This is a genomic window from Streptomyces sp. NPDC059255 (assembly GCF_042752355.1).
Taxonomy (GTDB): domain Bacteria; phylum Actinomycetota; class Actinomycetes; order Streptomycetales; family Streptomycetaceae; genus Streptomyces.
Genome location: NZ_JBHYZP010000070.1, coordinates 1 through 18,564, shown reverse-complemented (window position 1 = coordinate 18,564; position 18,564 = coordinate 1). Strand labels below are relative to the sequence as shown.

The window sequence follows — 18,564 nt, the reverse complement described above, 5'->3', positions numbered from 1 at the left end:
CAGCCAGGTTCAGCACGCCCACTGACATCACGGCGTTCCTCGCGAACAACTACCCTGCGGAGATCAAATCAGCATGTTGATTCTCTGCAAGCCCTAAGTGGTATCGCGCCGGCCCGAAGCCTCGCGAGGAACTCGACCAGTTCGATCAGCCCGCTCCGCCGGTACCGCCCTCCTTGAAAGACAGCGCATCCAGGTCTCCCGCGAAACCCTCGGCGTTGAGGAACGGGAGGTTCCGTGCATCGGAAGGTCGGGCCAGGCTGCCCTCCGGGCCGAGCAGGATCTGTTCGGTCCAAATGCACTTTCCTGTCGGTGTGTACCGCACCCCCCAGCGCTGGGAGAGCGCTGTGACCAATTGCAGCCCGCGTCCTCCTTCATCGGTCTCCGTCGCATGGCGGATGCGGGGCATCGTCAGGCTGCCGTCGAAAACCTCGCAGACCAGTCCGTCGTCGTGGAGCAGGCGCAGGCGGACCGGGCCCTTCGCGTGCCGTACGACGTTGCCAACTAGTTCGCTGGCCAGGAGCTCTGTGGTGGGTGTCAGGTCGTTCAGGCTCCAGGAGGCAAGTTGTTCGCGGACGTGACGGCGGGCCTGACCTGCTGCCTTCGGGGCCGCGGGCAGCGACCAGGAGGCCATCCTGTCGCCGGGCAGAGCATGGAGGCGCGCGACGAGAATCGCCGCGTCGTCGGCCGCCTGGTGTTCGCCGGAGAGCAGTCCGGCGGTCAGGGTGTCGCACAGAGCTTCCAGGTCCGCGTCGACGCCTTCCTCGTGAGCCGTGCGCAGAAGCCGGGCGAGGCTCGACATCCCTTCGTCGATTTCCCGTTTCGCCGACTCGACCAGCCCGTCGGTGTAGAGCACGAGGAGGCTTCCGTCGGGCACCGTCATCTCGACCGACCTGAAGGGAGGTTTCGCCGCGCCCAGTGGCGGATCGGCGTCCGGCCCCGGGAAGCACACGGTGCCATCGGGGTGTACCAGGGCCGGTGGCGGGTGCCCGGCACGCGTGACGGAGCAGATCCGGGTGGTCGAGTCGTAGAGGGCGTACAGGCAAGTGACGAACAGGTCCTCGTCCATACCACCGACGATGTCATTGAGGTGCCCCATGATCTCGTCGGGCGGTAGTTCGAGATCGGCCAGGGTATGGACGGCGGTGCGGAGGCGGCCCATGGTGGCAGCCTGCGGCAGGCCATGGCCCATGACGTCGCCGACGACGAGGGCGACCTGGCCGCTGGAGAGCGGGATGATGTCGTACCAGTCGCCGCCGACGTCCATTCCCTGTCCGGCGGGAAGGTAGCGGGCCGCTGCCGTGTACGCGGGCAGATCGGGCAGGTCCCGGGGAAGCAAGCTGCGCTGGAGCTCGCGGGACCGGGTGTGCTCGGCGTCGTAGAGCCGGGCCCGCTCCAGAGATTGCGCGACGAGGGCCCTGATCGTGGTCAGCAGGGTGCGTTCGTCCTTGGTAAAGTGGCGTGGACAGGCGAAGGCCACGACGCACACCCCGAAGGTGCGGCCGGAAGCCGTCAGCGGAAGCAACGCCCAGGCCTGCATACCGGTACGGACGCTCGGCCGGGCCGTCTTCGGGGCGTACGCGGCGAACTCGTCGGCCGACGACAGGAACAGAAGGGTGCCGGACGTGATCGTGTCCCAGGCCAGCCCGCCCGCTGCCCGTGAGTGACCGTCCACCTCCTCGAGATAGTCGTCCGGGTAACCCACCGCTCCGACGTTGTTCAGCTGGTCTCCCTCGACGACCTGCACCAAGAGCCCTGCTGCGGCGAACAGAGGGAGTACCCGCCAGGCGACTGCGGCCACCACGTCCCTGGCGGTTGTCGCCTTGGCCAGTGCCGCAGTCAGCTCTGTGATCTGGGCCGCCCGCCGGGTCGCGGCACGGTCGGCCGCCTTACGTTCCTCCTGTATACGCCGCTTCTCGGTGACGTCTGCCAGGTAGATGGCCCGGCCGGCGGGGCCGGGGACCAGCCGTAGCTGGTAGCGCCGCCCTGTATCCGGCATGTCTACATCAAAGCTGGCGGGTGTCTCCTCAGCGGCGGCCTTACGGCAGCGGCGCTCCAGGTCCGGAATCCGCTGCACAGCGGGCAGGTCCCACAGCACACGGTCGAACAGCTCCTCTTGGGAGTAGTCCAGCATGCGTTCCGCTTCCAGATTGGTGAAGATGATGCGCCACTCGGCGTCCACCGTCAGGAAGATGTCGCTCATATGGCGCAGGGCCTGGCTGAGCGCGTCACGGGCGGAAGGCGACCCGCTGGTCTCCCACCGCACGCCGACCATCCGCACTGGCACACCCTGATCGTCGTACATCGGCTTGCCTCGGGCCCGCGACCAGCTGTACGTACCGTCCAAGCGCCGTACCCGGTACGCGGCCTCGTACACCGAGTGCTCGCGGATTGCCCGCCGCGCCTCCGCCAGTGTCGGCCCCCGGTCGTCGGGGTGGAGGATCTGTATCCAGTCCTGGATGCCGCCCGTGTAATCGGCCGGTTTGGTTCCGTAGAACTCCATGACCGCCGCGTCCCATATCAGCTCGTCGGTCTGAAGGTTCCAGTCCCACCATCCGACACTGAGGTCCGGCACGGTTTGTGGTTGCCGCTCGTCTTCGGGTTCCGCCGGTGCGGGGGCGGTCGTTTTCGTCGTCTGGGCCATGCCTTCCCCGGTCCAGACGACGACGGCCCGGAGAAAGTCCCATTCTTCCGGGGCAGGCTCGCTCCGGTTGCCCATGAGCACGGTGAGCGTGCCCATGATGCTTCCGCCGGCGTACACCGGCAGGGCGGCCAGACCTGTGGTCACGCCCGGCCAGGAGGCAGCTTCGCCTTCGGCCAGCGGCCTGACGGCATCGGCCTCATGCTCGTCATGGGCGGGGGACAGCGGTATCCATACGGCGGTGGCTTGGCGCAGGGCACGCGCCGGGGCCAGCGGGCTCTCCCAGGCGATCGTTTCCCAGGAGCGAGGGATGTCTGGAGGAAGACCAACATTTGATGCCAGGTGCAGCCCCGACGTGGAACTGTAGCGGTGGGCCATGCCACCCAGAGCGTGCAGCCCGGCTGCGGCATGCTTTAGCGCCAGCTGGAAGACTTCGCTTTCCGGGAGACCAGCAGGCACTGCGCTGAGCAAAGCCAGCCGCGCGTTCACACCATTAAGCTTATCGGTCTGTATTTTGTGCTGCAACGACGTCCCTGGCCTGACCCGGGACGTCGTCGTGAGAACCCCAGCAATGCCTCCCACGCCTTGACCTGCAAGGATTGTGCGCGGGCCTGCGAGGACATGACTGCGGAGAAAACGTGGGCGAGCATCGCGAGGGTGATGTGCGGGTGCCAGCCGGCAAGGCGCCGGACCTCATACCGGCCCAGGCCGCGCTCTTCCTTCACCACCTGGAAACCTCCTCGATCGCCGCCGGGTGCCCGCGAACCGCACCAGGTCGTCCGCGTCCAGGGGCCGAGGTAGCGAGTGATCTTGGCCGTCTTGCTCCTGCCGCGCCGTGCCGACGATCAGCGCCGATGTGCCGACTTCTCTCTCCGGTAGCCGAAATTCGGCCGCGCCGCAGCGTTCGATGTCAGTGTCCAGCCCGAGCAGCTCCGTCCAGGGGGGCGTATCCCGCCGGCGAGGAGTTCGGCAGACATCAGCTGGCACACCTCGGAGCCCAGCCTGTCCGGCCTCGGTCTTTCGTGACGGTCGGCCGGACGAGCGGGCCGACCGTCACGCGTTCTGGGCTGGGGCGGGCAGGACCGTTCCCTCCTTGGGTGGAGTCCCACACCCTGGTGGGCGCTCCGGCACCGCAGCGTCACGGCACCCATTGCTTGCCCCAGCCCCACCCGAACAGCTCGCCCGCCCCCGGCTCGGGTGGCTCAGGAGGACAACTCTTCAAGGACCTTGTTCTTGGTCTCCGGGGCGAACACGGTGATGATGACGGCGACGACCAGGGCGACGGCACCGAATACCGCGAAGATCGTTGTGAGGCCGTAGGCCAGGAACGTGCCGATGACGACCGGGCCGATCATCGAGGCGAGCCGGAGCCAAGCGGTCGCGGTGCCGACCCCGATCGCGCGGATCCTGGTCGGGTAGAGCTCGGGTGTGTACAGGTAGACGCCAATGGCCGCGGCGGCGGCGAAGAAGTAGGCGCCACTGCCGAAGATCATGAGATCGGAGGGCTGGTGCACACCGGAGAGTGCGAGCGCGAACAGGAAGACGGCGGATCCGCCCAGGGCGACCGTGAACCAGATGCGCCGACCTACGAAGTCGATGGTGAGGGCACAGAGCGCGGCACCGGCGAGGCCGATGCAGTTGCTGATCAGCCCGTACTGCAAGGACACCTCGAGTGGCAGTTTGAAGACGGTCCGGTAGAGCGTGGGCAGCCATGTGCTGATCCCGTAGTACACCATGTAGGCGCCGAACCAGATGGACCAGACCACGAGCGTCCGTCGCAGGTAGGGCGGCCGGAAAAGCTCGGTCCAGGACGACGCGGCGCGTTGGGCCGCAACGGTTAGGTCGCCCGCGGGCGGCAGCGGAGAGCCCACGGCCTTCGCGACGTTGTGCTCGATGCGCGACATTTCCCGGTCTGCGTCCGTCTCGCGGCCGACGCCGGCCAGCCATCGTGGCGACTCCGGAAGCTGCTTGAGGAGGAGAGGGATGCTGAGCACCGGGAGTGCCCCGACGACGAACATGAATTCCCAGCCGAGGTGCGGGACGACCCAGAAGCCGACCAGACCCGCGACCACGACGCCGACCGAGAACACCAGCTCGTAGAGGAGAATGAACCGGCCGCGGCCGTGGGCCTTCGTGATCTCACTGATGAATACGGCGGCGATGGGGACCTGGCCGCCGAGCCCCAGGCCTTGCAGCGTGCGGAAGATCAGCAGTGACTCGAAGCTCCAGGAGAAGGCGCATCCGACGCTCAGCACGCTGAACGTGGCGATCGCGAGCACCATGGCGAACACCCGGCCGCGGCGTTCCGCGATCCAGGAGAACAGCAGCGCGCCGACCAGCTGCCCGAGGTAGCCGACGGAGATGAGCGCGCCGGTTTGAGCGCTGTTGAGATTCCACAACGGGGTCAGCACGGGCAGTACTTGGGCGATGGCCAGTGCGTCGAATGCGTCGAAGAAGGTGGCGGTGCCGATGAGGACCCGCGCCTTGACCTGCCAGCGTGAGAGCGGCAGGCGTTCCATACGGTTGGTGATGTCGGTGATGGATCCCGCCGCGGGGGAACTTCTCCGCGGCAGGGTTTCCGCTGTGTCGGACATGGTCGTCTCCACGAGACTCGACGTTGAGGGGATGTGTCGGACCTGCCGTGAGGGAGCGCCTAGAAGCGGCCGGTGCGTACCTCGAACTTGCTCGGCTTGCCGTGGAGCGGCTTGTCGGCCTTGGACCACTCGGCAACCCACTTGATCATGGTGTTCAGCGGTATGACGGGGTTGCCGAGGAGTTCGGCGGCCCTGTCGCAGTTCACCGCCAGACAGTCGGTCTCCGTACCGGTGAAGCGCGGCTCGATGCCGAAGATTTCGCCGAAGGCCGTGGCGATCCGCCGGACGCTGGTCAACTCGGGGTTGCCGATGTTGATCGGGCTGCTGGGGGCCTCGCAGTGCTGCAGGAGCCGGGCGAACTGGTTGATCGCGTCGCCCTGCCACATGATGTTGACCGCCCCTGTCTCCAGGGGAATCTCGACCCCGTCGAGCACCCAGCGGGAGATCTCCTGCAGCACCCCGTACCGCATGTCGATCGCGTAGGCGAACCGGACGAGCCTGCCGGGTGTGCCGTGGAGGCGGGAGAAGTACTGGAACGTACGCTCGCGGCCGACGACGGAGTTGGCGTACTCGCCGGGCCGGGCCAGGGGCGGGGTGGCCTCGGTGACGCCGCCGTGCAGGGGGTTGCTCCAGGGATAGACGTGGATCGTCGAGAGCGCGACGATCCGCGAGTCGGCGAAGGCTTCGGCTACGTGAGCGGGCGCGAGCGTGTTCATCGCCCACAGGAAGTCTTCGCGGCCAGCGGCGTCGAACTTGAGGCCGGCCATGTAGATGACGTTCGGGAACCTGGGCAGCGCGAGGACCGATTCCCGGTCGAGGAGGTCACAAGAAATGGTTTCGACGCCCCAGCGCTCCAGCCGTTCCCGGGCGGCCGGGTCGGAGAACCGGGCGACCCCGAGGACCCGCTTGTGCGGCACCGCGCGCTTGATGAGACGGGCGAGTGTGATCCCCATCTTCCCGGCGACCCCGAGGATGGCGATATCGCCGTCCAGGGCCTGGAGATCGGCCACGGTCTCGGCGGTGGGGGTGGACATGAAGTCCTCGAGGTGGTCGACGTCGGTGAAGTACTCGGGGAGCATCGACAGGTGCAGGACGGGACTTGCGGGCATGACTGTCTCCACGTGCGGGGTAGGGGTTTCCGGTCAGGCGACGAGTTCGATCGAGAGACCGTCGTCGGCGAGCCAGCGCTTGAGGTTCGCCTCGACGAAGGCGTCGTCGGTCAGGTCCGGATGCACACGCCGCACGCGGTCGATCTCCGCCGCCTGACCGGGGCTGAGCCGCTCGTCGGGGTCGAGGCAGCGGGTTCCGGTGACGAGGCCCTGCCCGTGCAGGATCTCGAGGCAGCCGGGGATGCATCCGCGGAAGGCGTTGCGGGCGTCGTAGACGGCGCCGTTGGAGTCGGTGACCCGGGCGTCGAGCGCCAGCAGGTCCGCCGGGACCGCGCCGCCGTCGGGGAGTGCCTGGACGCGGTCGAGCAGCTCGACCGCGCGCCGTGTCCACACACTCCAGTGCCCGAGCAGGCCACCACGGATCCGGAGGGTGTCCTCCGCGCCGTCTTCCCGTCGGACCGTGAAGGGGACCACGAGGTCGAGCACGATGTGATCGTCGTTGCCGGTGTAGAGGGCGATGCGGTCGGTGGCACCGGCATCGGCCACCGCGCGGATGATGTCGAGGGTGCGGTAGCGGTCGAACGGGGCCATCTTGATCGCCACGACGCTGTCGATCTCGGCGAACGCCCGCCAGAAGTCGTAGCTGAGGTGGAACCCACCGACCTCGGGCAACAGGGAGAAGCCGATCAGCGGCATCACCTCGGCGATCCGACGGCAGTGGTCGAGCACGTCCGCCTCGGGGGTGTCGCGGAACGCGGCGACGTTGAGCAGGGCGGCGTGGTACCCGAGTCCCCGCGCGGTCGCTGCCTCGTCGAGGGCCTGGGGCGTGCGGCCGGTGACCCCGGCGACCAGGGCGACGGGGCGGTCGGTCCACTCCCGTGCCGTCTCCGCGGCCAGCCGGAGAACGGGTTCGTAGAGGCCGTTCTCTCGGATGGCGAACTGTGTGGTGTGCACGCCGACGGCAAGGCCCCCGGCGCCCGCGTCGAGGTAGTACCGGCTGATCGCGCGCTGGTGGACCGCGTCGAGCCGGCCGGCCTCGTCAAGGGCGAGGGGGTGGGCGGGGATCACTGTGCCCCGCCGGATGAGTTCTCCGATCGAGGGGGGTAGTACCGCATGGTTTTCCGGCATCGTCGTTGACCTCCTGAACAGCGAGCCCGTGAAGGATCCTCGCCCCGTGTCGGCTGCCCGCACGACCGGGGTCGGCTCATCGACTGGGTGGGTGCTCACTCGAACCCGGAACGCAGTGAAGCACGCGCCAGAAAGATGCACAACCGGTTGTTCATCTCTGAGCAACCGGTTGCTCGCAGCTGTCGTGATTGCTTTAAACTCAGCGTCATGGCATCACTGCAAGAAGTGGCCGAAGCCGCCGGGGTCTCCAAATCAGTGGCGTCCCGGGCCCTGACGGGCGACAAACAGGCCCGTATCAGCGAGGCTACTCGCGAGCGGGTCCGGCTGGCCGCGGAGCGGCTCCAGTACGTCCCGAACCATCGTTCACGGGCGTTGCGGTTCGCGAAATCGGGCGCGGTCGGCCTGATCGTGCCAGATGTCAACAACGCCGTCTTCGCCGAGATGCTGGCCGGTGTCCAGGACCGGGCCCGCGAGGCCGGGATGTCCGTACTGCTCAGCCAGATCGACCCGCCGCCGGCCGGCACCGAGCAGCTGCGTGAGCTGGTCGGGGCCGGCCGCGTCGACGGGGTGCTGCTGCAGCGTCGCGAGGACTTCGACGACCGAATGCTCGACGCGGTGCTCACCAGCGGGGTCCCGGCCGTCCTGATCAACTCGAAGCTCCCCGACCGGGCCGCGTCGGTCGTGCTCGACGACGTCGCCGGGGCCGCTCTGGCCACCCGCCACCTGATCGAACTCGGCCACGAGCGCATCGGGCATCTCGCCGGTGTTGCCACCCATGACACGGCTGCCCGTCGCCACCAGGGCTTCTGCGACGCGATGAGCGGCGCGGACCTCAAGGTGCGACGACCATGGATACAGCGGTCCGGCTGGGAGGCCCCGGGCGGGGCGGAGGCGGCCGGGCGGCTGATGCAGGCTCGTCCCCGCCCGACGGGCCTCGTCGTCTCAAGTGTGAACGCCGCGATCGGCGCACTCTCGGCGCTGAGCCGGATGAGGGTACGCGTCCCCGAGGACCTCTCCGTCGTGGCCATCAACGACACCTGGGTCGCCGAGACATGGAACCCGGGGCTGACCACGGTCAGGATGCCGTTGCGCGCACTCGGCCGGAAGGGATGCTCCATGCTGCTCGACCATCTCGCAGGCAAACCGCTCAGTGACGCCGTGGTCGCCGAGCCCGCGCCGGAACTGATCGTGCGCGGTTCCACCCAAGCCCTGCGCTGAGCGCCGGAGCCCCGGCGGAGCCGGCGCCGGCCGGCCCTTGACCGAAGGGCGCGCCGCCGCCTATCTTCTCAACGCGCCTTGGTGGCGCTCCTCACTCGTTCCCGAACCGTCACCTTCCGTTCGGGGCCACGGAGGCCCGATCGCAGCTGCCCCTGCGCCAGACCGGGCCTCGACGCCGCGCACAGCGGCAGCCCGCCCGCTCCGCGTCCGAGACGCCTGCGGGCGGCGGCTCCTCGCACACAACGAGGACGAGACATGCTTTCCGGGATCAAAGTCGTGAGTTTCACGCACTTCCTGCAAGGACCGTCGGCCACCCAGATCCTCGCCGACCTGGGCGCCGACGTCATCAAGATCGAACCACCCCAGGGCGCCTTCGAACGCAACTGGTCCGGCCCTGACGCCTACGTCGAGGGCGTCTCGGTGTTCTTCCTGCTCGGCAACCGCAACGTGCGCAGCATCGTGGTCGACCTGAAGCACGACGACGGCAAGGCGGCCCTGCGCCGGCTGATCGACGGGGCCGACGTGCTGATCGAGAGCTTCCGACCGGACGTGATGGGCCGACTGGGCCTGGGCTACGACGAACTCCGCGCCACCAACCCGCGGCTGGTCTACTGCTCCCTGTCCGGCTACGGTTCCGACGGCCCGTACAAGGACCGCCCGGGCCAGGACGTACTCATCCAGTCGCTGTCCGGGCTCGCGGCCGGAACCGGTCCGGCCACTGGTCCGCCGACCCCGGTCGGGGCGTCCCTCGTCGACCAGCACGGCGCGGTCCTCGGCGCACTCGGCATACTGGCCGCACTGCACGGGCGCGAGCGGACCGGCGAGGGGACCCGGGTCGAGAGCAACCTTCTCAGCGCCGCGCTCGATCTGCAGATCGAGCCGCTCTCGTACCACCTCAACGGGTTCCGTGGCGAGCGCAGTGCGTCTGGGATCTCCTCGCCCTACTACAAGGCTCCGTACGGTGTGTTCGCCACCGCCGACGGGCACATCACCATCTCCCTGACCAGCACCGACGCCCTGAGCAAGGTGCTGGAGGAACCCTGGTTCCGCAGCATCGAACCGGACCAGGAGTACGGGCTGCGCGAGGAGATCAACACCCGGATCGCCGGCCTGATCTCGGAACATCCCACCCGGTACTGGACCGAGCGGTTCAGCGAGTTCCGGATCTGGCACGCGCCCGTCAACGACTTCGACGATGTCCTGTCCGACCCGCAGGTCCTCCACAACGAGACCGTCATGCGGTTCGATCACCCGCAGATCGGTGAGGTGAAAGTCCTGGCCCATCCCATCCGCTACGGCGGAGAGCGCCCGGGGATACGGCGCGTACCCCCCGCACTGGGGGAGCACACCGGGGAAGTTCTCGGCGAACTCGGCTACTCGGCCGAAGAGATCGGCGCACTGCTCGAAGGAGGCGCCGTCCATGACCACTCCTGAACTCGGCACCGATCTCGTCCTCGTCGAGCGCGCGGGCCGGGTCGCGACCGTCACGATCAACCGGCCGACCAAATACAATGCGATCAACGAGGAGATCGTCGAGTGCCTCGACACCGCGTTCGCCAGACTCGGCGCCGACCCGGAGATCCACACGATCGTGCTGACCGGGTCGGGGAAGGCATTTGCGGCCGGAGCGGACATCGGCTTCTACGCCCAGGCCAACCGCGAGCAGTTCATCGCCTTCACCGAACGCTGCAACGCCCTGTGCGACCGTATCGCGACCTCACCCGTCCCCGTGGTGGCCGCCGTGAAGGGGCTGGCCCTCGGCGGTGGATTCGAGCTCGTCCTGAGCTGCGACATCGTCGTGGCCGCGGACGACGCCCGCTTCGGGCTGCCCGAAGTCTCCCTCGGGCTGCTGCCCGGCTGGGGTGGCACCCAACGCCTGACCTGGCATGTCGGTCCGAACCGGGCCAAATGGATCATCATGTCCGGGGGCAGGCTCGACGCCGCGACGGCCAAGGACCTCGGGATCGTCACCCACACCTGCGACCGCGACGATCTGCTCCGCCTCGCCCGGCAGGTCGCCACCACTCTCGCGGGGCAGGCGCCAGGGGCCGTCGCGGCGATCCGCGAGGCCGTCACCGCGGCCGTCCCCGGCGCGGGTGCCGGGTCGTCGGGGCCGGGATTCCTCAGCGAACGGGAGCGGCTGATCGCCCTGTTCGACTCCGCCGACGGCCGTGAAGGCATCGCCGCCTTCGTCGAGAAGCGCCCCGCACGCTTCACCCACCGAGACGTCTCATGAGCGAGGAAGTACCGATGACGGGACACCGTGAGCGAGAGTTCCCCTGTTGGCGCCTGGGTACCGGCGCCGACGACGCCGACGGCCTCCCGGTCCTCGCGGACGTCGACGTAGTCGTGGTGGGCGGCGGTGCGGCCGGGGTCGCCGCCGCGACCGTCGCCGCCGAAGCCGGCCGAACCGTGGTGCTCGTCGAGAAATACGGCTTCTGCGGCGGGGCCGCCGTCGCCGGCATGTCCGGCACCATCTGCGGCTCCTACCTCGCGCGCGAGAACGGAAACCCGTCAGAGCGGATCGTCGAGGGCTTCACCGGTCGCTTCCGCTCCGAACTGCTCACACGTGGCGGACTCACCGCCCCGCAGAAATACGGCAAGACGTACACCGAAGCCCACGATCCCCTGATGTGGAAGGAGGCCGCCGACGACCTGCTCGCCGCGGCCGGTGTGCGCGTCCTGCTGCACACCGCCGTCGTCGGCGTCCTCCTGGACGGAGATCGCCACCGAGGCGTCGTTCTGGAATCCACCGCCGGCCGGTCGGTAATCCGTGCGTCCCGCACCATCGACGCCTCCGGCGACGCGGCGGTCGTCGCCCGCGCCGGACTGGCCACCTACTTCGGCGACGACGGCACGATCCAGAACCCCACTATGTTCTTCAGGGCCGCCAACATCGACATGGCGCGCTATCTGGACTACTACGGTGAGGACACGATCTGCCCTCCCAAGGTCGGCGCCGCCATCGAGGCCGCACGGCGAGAGGGCCTGGACCTGCCCCGCTCCCACATCTGGATCTTCCGCACGACCCGGCCTGCCGAACTCCTCGTCAACGCGACCCGGCTCACCGCCGCCGACGGCCGCATGCTCAACGTGGTCGACCCCGAGGACTTCACCACGGCAGAAACCGCCGGTCGCCGCCAGGTCCGCGAGTACGCCCGGTTCCTGCGCCGGCACGTCCCCGGTTGCGAAGACGCCTATGTCGTCGACACGGGCACCGAAGCGGGGATCCGGCAAACCCGTAGCATCGTCGGGGTCGAGACCCTCACCAACGACGATGTCGTCGCCTGCCGCAAGCGCCCCGACGGCGTAGTCCGCTCCCCGTGGCCGATCGAACTCCACACCGGTGACCGCCCCAGGCTCCACTGGCTGATCGACGACTACTACGAAGTCCCTTACACCGCCCTCGTCCCCGCCGTCGGCGAGGACATCATCGTGGCCGGCCGCTGCCTGTCCGCCGAGCACGAAGCCCTGGCCTCGGCCCGAGTCACGGCACAGTGCTTCGAATACGGCCATGCCGCCGCAGTCGCCACCCTCCTCTCCCTCGAACACGACATCGGCTACCGTGCCGTCGACGGCACACTCGTCCGCCAGCGCATGCGCGCCAGCGGAAGCGCTCTGTGAACCGAAGTTCGCCGGCTTTCCAGATACGGAGGTAGGCGGCCACCAGGCGGAGGCTCCACCTCACTGGGCCAGTCCCTTCCACCCGTCGATTGCCCGCTGCTGTCCGGCGGGCCCAGACGGCGAGGTGAAACCGGGATGCGCAGAAGTACTGCAGCCCCTTGTCGGCGTACAAGTGAACGTGGCTCTGGCAAGATTTTCGTAGCCGGAGATCATCTCGGTGGTGCGGTGGGCCGGTCTGCATAGCGTCGGCGAAGGTGGGCGATCAGGACGACGCGGTGGCGGAGAAGGGAGACGCCGGCGCGTCCGGCCATGAGGCGTTTCTGCAGCTTGACGTCGGTGATACGGCCTTCGTTGACCCCGGAGTTGTAAGGGGTGGTGATCCCGTGGGCGACGGCATCTCGGTCTTCGCGCAGGGCTCCGGCAAGGCCGGTCAGCGGAGCTAGCCCGGTCTTCGCGAGGTCGTCCAACCACTCTGGCAAGGATGTCGCGTCATGGTTGTCGAGCATGGCGGCGAATCGGCGGACGATGTCGTGGGCGGTTCTGAGTTCAGGACACTGGTCGAGAAGCCGGGGCAGGCGGTCGTTGATGTGCGGGCTGCGGCGGTGCGGGTGGTTGGTGATCCAGCGAGCGGCTTCGCGCGGGGAGGGCGGTCGCTCGTGTGGTTCGTCCACGGGCAGACCCCGCCGCAGAGGCGCGACGGCCATTTTCACGCGCTGGTAGTGGCCGAGGTAGCCCTTGGTCTGCAGTTCCTCGTGCAGGATCCTGGCGCTGTGCTGTCCCTCGTCCCAGCGTTGTTGCAGGTAGCCGAGGTAGGGGTCCAGGGTGGAGGGCTTGCGGGGCGGGCGGCGGCGCACTACCTCCTGCCAGGTGTGGGCCCGGGCGTACTTGCTGACGGTACGGCGGTTCAAGCCGAGCTCCCGGGCCACAGAACTGTGGCTCCGACCAGAACGCGTCAGGGCCTGCACGGCCTCGAACAGCCTTCGGGCGTGGCGCCCGGCTTGCGTGTCCGCGACGGTGTTCTCAACGGGTTCCTCAGCCGGTGGGGGATCGGTCTCGCCGATCGGGGCCAGTGCGGCGGGCAGGCATCCGCGGTGGGCGGAGGCGATGTCCTGAACTCGGCGGGAGAGGCCCTGCCACAGGTGAAAGCGGTCGCTGACCTGGACAGCATCCGGGGCGCCGGAGGTGATGCCCTGTCTGTAGGTGAGGGAGCCGTCGCGGCAGGCGACCTCAACGCCCGGGTGCTCACGGAGCCACCGGCCGAGCCGTTCCGCGTCGCGTCCTTCCCAGAGTGTGAGCGGGAGCCGGGTGGTGGCGTCGACCAGGAGCGTTCCGTAGGTGTCGCCGTAGAGCGCGAAATCGTCCACCCCCAGCACCCGGGGCGCGACCAGTGGCGGGAATGGCACCCGCATCAGCTGGGACAGGACGGTGCACCGCGAGAGCCTGATGTTCAAGATCCGAAGCATCCGGGAACCGCCCCGGCCGGCCAGCACCACACCGACGTCCTCCACCAGGCGCTGCAGCGGCGGCGTCCGGCGCTGGTAGCGCACGGTCAGCCCCGGTACCTGTTCGGCGAAGGTCACCTTCGCACAGGACGCGTTCTCGCAGTACAGGCGGCGTACGGACAAGTCGATGCGCAGAGGCCGGCCTGCGATCGTGACGTCGGCGAGGCTCCGTACATACCGACTATGGGACCACGCACTGAGCTGTCCGCATCCCGTACACCCCGCCGACTCACCGGATCTGGTGCGGGCGCGGACCGCTACCACAGCATCGGAGACCTCGACCGAGACCACCAGCACATCAGACAACTGCGGTAACAAACTGGCCAGTTCATCAGAGCACAGTCACAGGCTGCCCGCTATGCGGACCGGCCTACCGCACCACCGAGATGATCTCCGGCTACGAAAATCTTGCCAGAGCCGTGAACGTGCACCACTTCGTACGGAGGAATGGGCTCTGTCGCTGATCTTGTGACGGGGCGCTTGGTTGATCGTTTGTACGGGTGTGTAGTTCAGATGGGTTACAGCAGGTTCTGCCGCATCTGTCGGCCGTCGTGATTGAGTCGGTGCAGTGGTCAGTGGAAGGTGTCGTGTTACGTACGCGCTCGCGTACGTCGTCGGCGCGGTGCCCGCACTGCGAGGAGCGTTCCAGACGAGTGCACGCACGGTACGAACGGCGCCTGGCGGACGCTCCGTTGGGTGGTGTTCCGGTGGTGATCGTATTGCTCATACGGCGCTTCAAGTGCCTGGCTGCCGGCTGCCCGGCGGTGACGTTCGCGGAGCAGATACCGGGGCTGACCGGCCCGCACGCCCGGTACACCCCGATACTGAGGGGGCAGTGAGCCTCTGCCAACTTGAAGTCGCAGGTCAGCGATCTGGTGTGACCGGCTCTCGAAGTGCTCACGCTGGTCGTGGGCGGCTGTCTGCGGAGTAGATCATCTGACGGAGCCGGACGTTTCGCTGGTTTCTGCTCGCTGGGGGCAGGCGGCCATTTACGATCCGTGCATGGATCCCGAGCTGCTGGAACGGATCACCGCGCGACGCGCGGAACTGGACCAACTCGAAGAACGGCTGGCCAAGCAGCTGACGAAGGTACGGGCCGAGCGAGACGAACTCGCTGTCGCCGAACGGGTCCTTGAGCGGGTGAGCGAACAGATCGCTCATGAGCGCGTCTCAACCTCGCCGCTGCCCGCGCAGGTGGGCGGACGGGCGATCATGCTGATCCCCCACCGCACCTCCGATGTGGAGGAGAGCCTGCTCCCGCCGGACTACCAGCGCATTCTCGCCACCGTGCGGCAGGCCGCGGGACCGGTCATGGCTCGGCAGGTCGGCGAGTTGCTGGGAGTGGACGTCAGCGTCCGGGCCAAGCTGGAACCGCTGCGCGGGAAGCTGGTCAGACTCGTCGACCGCGGCTGGCTGCGGAAGCTACCCGACGGCCGGTTCACCACCCGTCTGTGACCGGGTGCAGGTGATCACGTACTTCGCTCCATCCGACAGATCGTTGCCAGCGGATGGGGAGCTGTTCGGCTCTCCTGCTGAAACTCGCGATAGAAGTTGCCCATCACCGCGGCGACCGGTGCGTAACGGACAAGGAGCGACGCGATCGACGCGGGAACCCCCTGCAGGGGCATCCCTTGGGCGCACGTATTCACAAACGCCTTGCGCTCATCCGGTGTGTACCCGTAGAGAGCGACGGCCAGCCAGTTCACCAGGTGGGTGACGGCGTAGCACTGGTCGTAGGTGCGGTGCTGGTCGAAGAAGTCGGCTTCGTCCCGTGTGAGGTCGAAGCGTGAGGAGATCGCGAGGCCGTAGTCGGTGAAGAAGAGCTGTCGGCCGTCGGTGAGGATGTTCTCGAAGTGGGCGTCGAAGTGCAGAAGCCCGCGGTCGTTCATGAACGCGATTCCGGCTTTCAGCTCGTCGTCGACCATAGCGCAGGCCCGCTCGGCCGCCTCGTCGCCGGCCCCGATCTGGACGCCCAGCCAGTCGTGCAGGTTCTGCGGGATGTACTCCAGGAACAGCACGAGGCTTGCCGTGGACTGCTGGAGAGCTTTGATCCTTCGGCGTACCGCTGGTCCGCCTCCCCAGTAGGCGACAGCTCGATCCACATCGGCCAGTTCCTCGGGAAGCGGCTGGCCAGAGTCTGAGATCACCCGCCAGTGGTACATCAGGGGAAAGCCCTCGTAGTCTCCGGCGATCACCCAGTTCGTCGTCATGGTGTGCGCGGACAGCTCCCGCCAGGCCCCCAACCCCGGGGCGCCGATGGTACCGATGCCGTAGTGACAGAAGGCCGGGAGTCCGAACAGATTCGCGGTGGAGTGAACATGCTCCGGCCGTCGCTCCAGATCGGTCAGCCGTACCTGCTTGACGAAGACCTGGCTTCCCTCGACCTCCAGCAGGACCGTCTTCCCGCCGATGCCCAACCCCAGCGGTGCGCCGGCATCGACGAACTCGCGCAGACTGTGGTCACTGCGCAGCGCCAGCGATGTGGAAACGGCGCCGTGGGCGGCCAGACGAGCATCGCGGGACATATCAGGGCCCTTCACTCACGCCTCCAATCGTGCCCCGCCTCTTGTTCAACGGCTTCAGCAGACACCGGGACACGGCCAAAGGTCACTCTCCCACGTCGGGGCCGGCGAGATGCGGCGTAACTGGGGCCCTCCGGATGCCGTTGAGGCTGTGTGACGAAAGCCGAAGAGCCTGCCGACAAATCCTGCGCACTCACTTACCAGTGCCGTTTACCGCTGTCCACGCGCACCGTCAGCCACCTCGCCGGACTACTGCGACGCCATCTGAAGGTGATCCGGTCCAGGTGGCGGATCCTGCCGCCCGGAAGGATCGCGGTGATCGTCTTAGCCGTGCTGCGGCACGACCAGCGCTTGGCCGACATGGCCGGCGGCAACGACGTGTCCGAGTCAACCGTCCGCCGCTGGCGCGACGAACTGATCACTCTGCTCGCAGCACAGGCCCCACGACTGGACCGCGCCCTGTAGAAGGTCGTTAAACGGGGCGGGGAGGTTGTCCTGATCGACGGCACCCTCATCCGCACCCAGCGTCGCACCGGCAAGGCAGACCGGCGGAACTACTCCGGCAAACACCGAAACCACGGCCTGCACTTCCTCGCCCTGACCGACGAGAGAGGCCGCCTGATCTGGATATCCGCCGCCCGCCCCGGCCGCACTCACGACATCACCGCCGCCCGCCACGACCACGTCGTGGCCTACCTGCGAGCCGCCGGCCTCGCTGCCCTCGCGGACCTCGGATTCCGCGGGCTGGACAACGACGTGCTCGACCCTGTGATCGTCACTGGCTTCATGGCCAGCCGCACCCACAAGCTCACTCCCGGCCAGAAGAACGCCAATCAGGTCCTCGCCACGGGACGCGCACCGGTCGAACACGGATTCGCCCACCTGAAGAACTGGCAGGTCCTCACCAAACTCCGTACCGATCCTGCCCGTGCCACCCACCTCCTGAGGGCGCTGCTCGTGCTGACGAACCTCGAAGTCAACCGCTGACAGACGATCTACGCCGCAGACTGCCACCCACGACCAGCGAGAGTATGCCGAGGACCAGTCACACCAGACCTCTGACCTGCTTCTTCAGGTTGGCGGTGGCTCACTGCGATGCTCAAAGACCAGACCAGTGCCTGCAAGGCAGCGCGCGACGCCATCGCCGCTGGAGGCGAGGTCATGCTCTACGACGGACAGCCGCCACAGTGGATGGTCCTTGGCATCGCTGCGACAAGGCTGAGGCGGTCGTTGAAGATCGGCCTGACGACCGTCGGCCTTGACGAGACCGTTGAGATCCTCCGCGCTCGGCACCAGCGATGAGCAACTGCGTACCGGCAACATCGTCGCAGCAAACCGGTCTTGGTTCTTCACCCTGTACTTCGACGCCACCGGGACCGAACTCCTGGCGTGCAGCGGCGTCAAGAACGAGCGTCCCTCGCGGAGGGACGGTCAGAAGCTCCAGCTGTAGAGGCCGTCACCCGTATTCACCGCAGACGCTGCGAGGCGGGCAACGCCTTGCAGGACTGCCAGCAGGTCATCGTCGGTCATGTCGTCTCCGTCCTCGGATCGGAGGCGCGTGGTCCAGCGGCCTGCGAGTTCTTCGAGTTCGGCGGAGCTCGCGTTGGCCAGTGCTCGGGTCAGACGCTTCGGCAGAGCGAACACCTCAACGCCATCATTCAAGGGGGCGGTGACCCACTCTGGCCACGCCCACCCAAGCAGCTGATCGACCGATGGGGCCTCGGCCGAAGGCTCCTGGAAGTACATGTCCCACTCGGCGATGGCGCTGTCCGGCTCAATGAAACAGCAGGTGGCAGACTGAAAGGCTGCACCAGGTCCCCGCAGGCGCGCCACAGCTGCAGCTTCGTCGTCGGGGGCAAGGAAGAACACTATGTCGTGGGCCATCCGAGCATGATGGCAGCCAGCCTTACTGACATGGGTGGCTGACATCGCGGTCCCGTGACCTCTGTCTCGACCAGTCACAGGCTTCGACCGGAAGATCTACCGTCAACGCAACAACGTCGAGCGCTGCTTCAACCGACTCAAAGGCTTCCGCGGAATCGCCACCAGATACGACAAGACCGCCACTTCATACGAAGCAGCGGTCACACTCGCGTCGCTCCTGCTGTGGGCAAGATCCGTTTGAAGACGGACCCTAGTCTTCTGAGTCAGGAATTCTGTTCAGATATGAAGCGAGGCGTTCGAGGATCTCGTCCGCGGTCTTGGTCCAGATGTAGGGCCTGGGGTCGG

At 67.5% G+C, this 18,564-nt stretch carries 16 protein-coding genes and 1 pseudogene; 9 read left to right on the top strand and 8 right to left on the bottom strand.

All coding sequences use genetic code 11. From position 1 onward, the window contains the following. Positions 1-145: 145 nt before the first annotated feature. The 4 genes from ACFXKG_RS40315 to ACFXKG_RS40300 all read right to left on the bottom strand — a co-directional run bounded on the left by ACFXKG_RS40315 (position 146) and on the right by ACFXKG_RS40300 (position 7,469). Positions 146-3,127: a SpoIIE family protein phosphatase gene (locus tag ACFXKG_RS40315; RefSeq protein ID WP_384850311.1), complete on the bottom strand. Its 2,982-nt coding sequence runs from the start codon at positions 3,125-3,127 to the stop codon at positions 146-148. Between the two features lie 713 nt (positions 3,128-3,840). Beyond that, positions 3,841-5,232: an MFS transporter gene (locus ACFXKG_RS40310; protein WP_384850308.1), complete on the bottom strand. Its 1,392-nt coding sequence runs from the start codon at positions 5,230-5,232 to the stop codon at positions 3,841-3,843. Between the two features lie 59 nt (positions 5,233-5,291). Continuing rightward, positions 5,292-6,341 carry an NAD-dependent epimerase/dehydratase family protein gene (locus tag ACFXKG_RS40305; RefSeq protein ID WP_384850306.1) on the bottom strand — a complete coding sequence of 350 codons (1,050 nt, stop codon included), beginning with the start codon at positions 6,339-6,341 and terminating at the stop codon, positions 5,292-5,294. A gap of 33 nt (positions 6,342-6,374) precedes the next feature. After that, positions 6,375-7,469: a dihydrodipicolinate synthase family protein gene (locus ACFXKG_RS40300; protein ID WP_384850303.1), complete on the bottom strand. Its 1,095-nt coding sequence runs from the start codon at positions 7,467-7,469 to the stop codon at positions 6,375-6,377. Between the two features lie 207 nt (positions 7,470-7,676). Here ACFXKG_RS40300 and ACFXKG_RS40295 point away from each other — a divergent pair, with 207 nt between their 5' ends. From ACFXKG_RS40295 to ACFXKG_RS40280, 4 genes are all read left to right on the top strand, one after another. Further along, on the top strand, positions 7,677-8,687 hold the full coding sequence (locus tag ACFXKG_RS40295; protein WP_384850300.1) for a LacI family DNA-binding transcriptional regulator: 1,011 nt from the start codon (positions 7,677-7,679) through the stop codon (positions 8,685-8,687). 255 nt (positions 8,688-8,942) lie between these two features. Further along, positions 8,943-10,121 (top strand): CaiB/BaiF CoA transferase family protein, encoded by a 1,179-nt coding sequence (locus tag ACFXKG_RS40290; RefSeq protein WP_384850298.1) that lies wholly within the window; start codon positions 8,943-8,945, stop codon positions 10,119-10,121. Then, positions 10,108-10,923, top strand: coding sequence for an enoyl-CoA hydratase/isomerase family protein (locus tag ACFXKG_RS40285; RefSeq protein WP_384850295.1), 816 nt, complete (start codon positions 10,108-10,110; stop codon positions 10,921-10,923). The genes ACFXKG_RS40290 and ACFXKG_RS40285 overlap by 14 nt, the downstream gene beginning before the upstream one ends. 14 nt (positions 10,924-10,937) lie before the next feature. Then, the gene (locus ACFXKG_RS40280; protein ID WP_384850293.1) at positions 10,938-12,311 is read left to right on the top strand and encodes an FAD-dependent oxidoreductase; all 1,374 of its coding nucleotides are present in this window, start codon (positions 10,938-10,940) and stop codon (positions 12,309-12,311) included. Between the two features lie 209 nt (positions 12,312-12,520). On the opposite strand, the gene ACFXKG_RS40275 is transcribed toward ACFXKG_RS40280, so the two are convergent. Next, positions 12,521-14,104 carry an ISL3 family transposase gene (locus tag ACFXKG_RS40275; RefSeq protein WP_384850317.1) on the bottom strand — a complete coding sequence of 528 codons (1,584 nt, stop codon included), beginning with the start codon at positions 14,102-14,104 and terminating at the stop codon, positions 12,521-12,523. Positions 14,105-14,313: 209 nt separating this feature from the next. Here ACFXKG_RS40275 and ACFXKG_RS40270 point away from each other — a divergent pair, with 209 nt between their 5' ends. Then, positions 14,314-14,652, top strand: a complete 339-nt coding sequence (locus ACFXKG_RS40270; protein ID WP_384850290.1) for a transposase family protein — start codon at positions 14,314-14,316, stop codon at positions 14,650-14,652. 163 nt (positions 14,653-14,815) lie between these two features. Further along, positions 14,816-15,268 (top strand): hypothetical protein, encoded by a 453-nt coding sequence (locus tag ACFXKG_RS40265; RefSeq protein ID WP_384850287.1) that lies wholly within the window; start codon positions 14,816-14,818, stop codon positions 15,266-15,268. Between the two features lie 14 nt (positions 15,269-15,282). Here ACFXKG_RS40265 and ACFXKG_RS40260 read toward each other — a convergent pair whose 3' ends face one another. Beyond that, the gene (locus ACFXKG_RS40260; RefSeq protein WP_384850284.1) at positions 15,283-16,338 is read right to left on the bottom strand and encodes a protein kinase family protein; all 1,056 of its coding nucleotides are present in this window, start codon (positions 16,336-16,338) and stop codon (positions 15,283-15,285) included. A 150-nt stretch (positions 16,339-16,488) separates the two neighbouring features. Here ACFXKG_RS40260 and ACFXKG_RS40255 point away from each other — a divergent pair, with 150 nt between their 5' ends. Together ACFXKG_RS40255 and ACFXKG_RS40250 are read left to right on the top strand one after the other, a co-directional pair. Continuing rightward, positions 16,489-16,800, top strand: coding sequence for a hypothetical protein (locus ACFXKG_RS40255; protein WP_384850282.1), 312 nt, complete (start codon positions 16,489-16,491; stop codon positions 16,798-16,800). Positions 16,801-16,830: 30 nt separating this feature from the next. Further along, on the top strand, positions 16,831-17,322 hold the full coding sequence (locus ACFXKG_RS40250; RefSeq protein ID WP_384850314.1) for a transposase family protein: 492 nt from the start codon (positions 16,831-16,833) through the stop codon (positions 17,320-17,322). 84 nt (positions 17,323-17,406) lie between these two features. Here ACFXKG_RS40250 and ACFXKG_RS40245 read toward each other — a convergent pair whose 3' ends face one another. Both ACFXKG_RS40245 and ACFXKG_RS40240 read right to left on the bottom strand, forming a co-directional pair. Further along, positions 17,407-17,706, bottom strand: coding sequence for a hypothetical protein (locus tag ACFXKG_RS40245; protein ID WP_384850279.1), 300 nt, complete (start codon positions 17,704-17,706; stop codon positions 17,407-17,409). Positions 17,707-17,766: 60 nt separating this feature from the next. Further along, a complete protein-coding gene (locus ACFXKG_RS40240) occupies positions 17,767-18,219 on the bottom strand; it encodes a hypothetical protein (RefSeq protein ID WP_384850276.1) in 453 nt (150 codons plus the stop codon). Between the two features lie 85 nt (positions 18,220-18,304). Here ACFXKG_RS40240 and ACFXKG_RS40235 point away from each other — a divergent pair. Then, a pseudogene (locus ACFXKG_RS40235) lies at positions 18,305-18,460 on the top strand (IS5/IS1182 family transposase); the annotation flags it as partial. Positions 18,461-18,564: the final 104 nt, after the last annotated feature.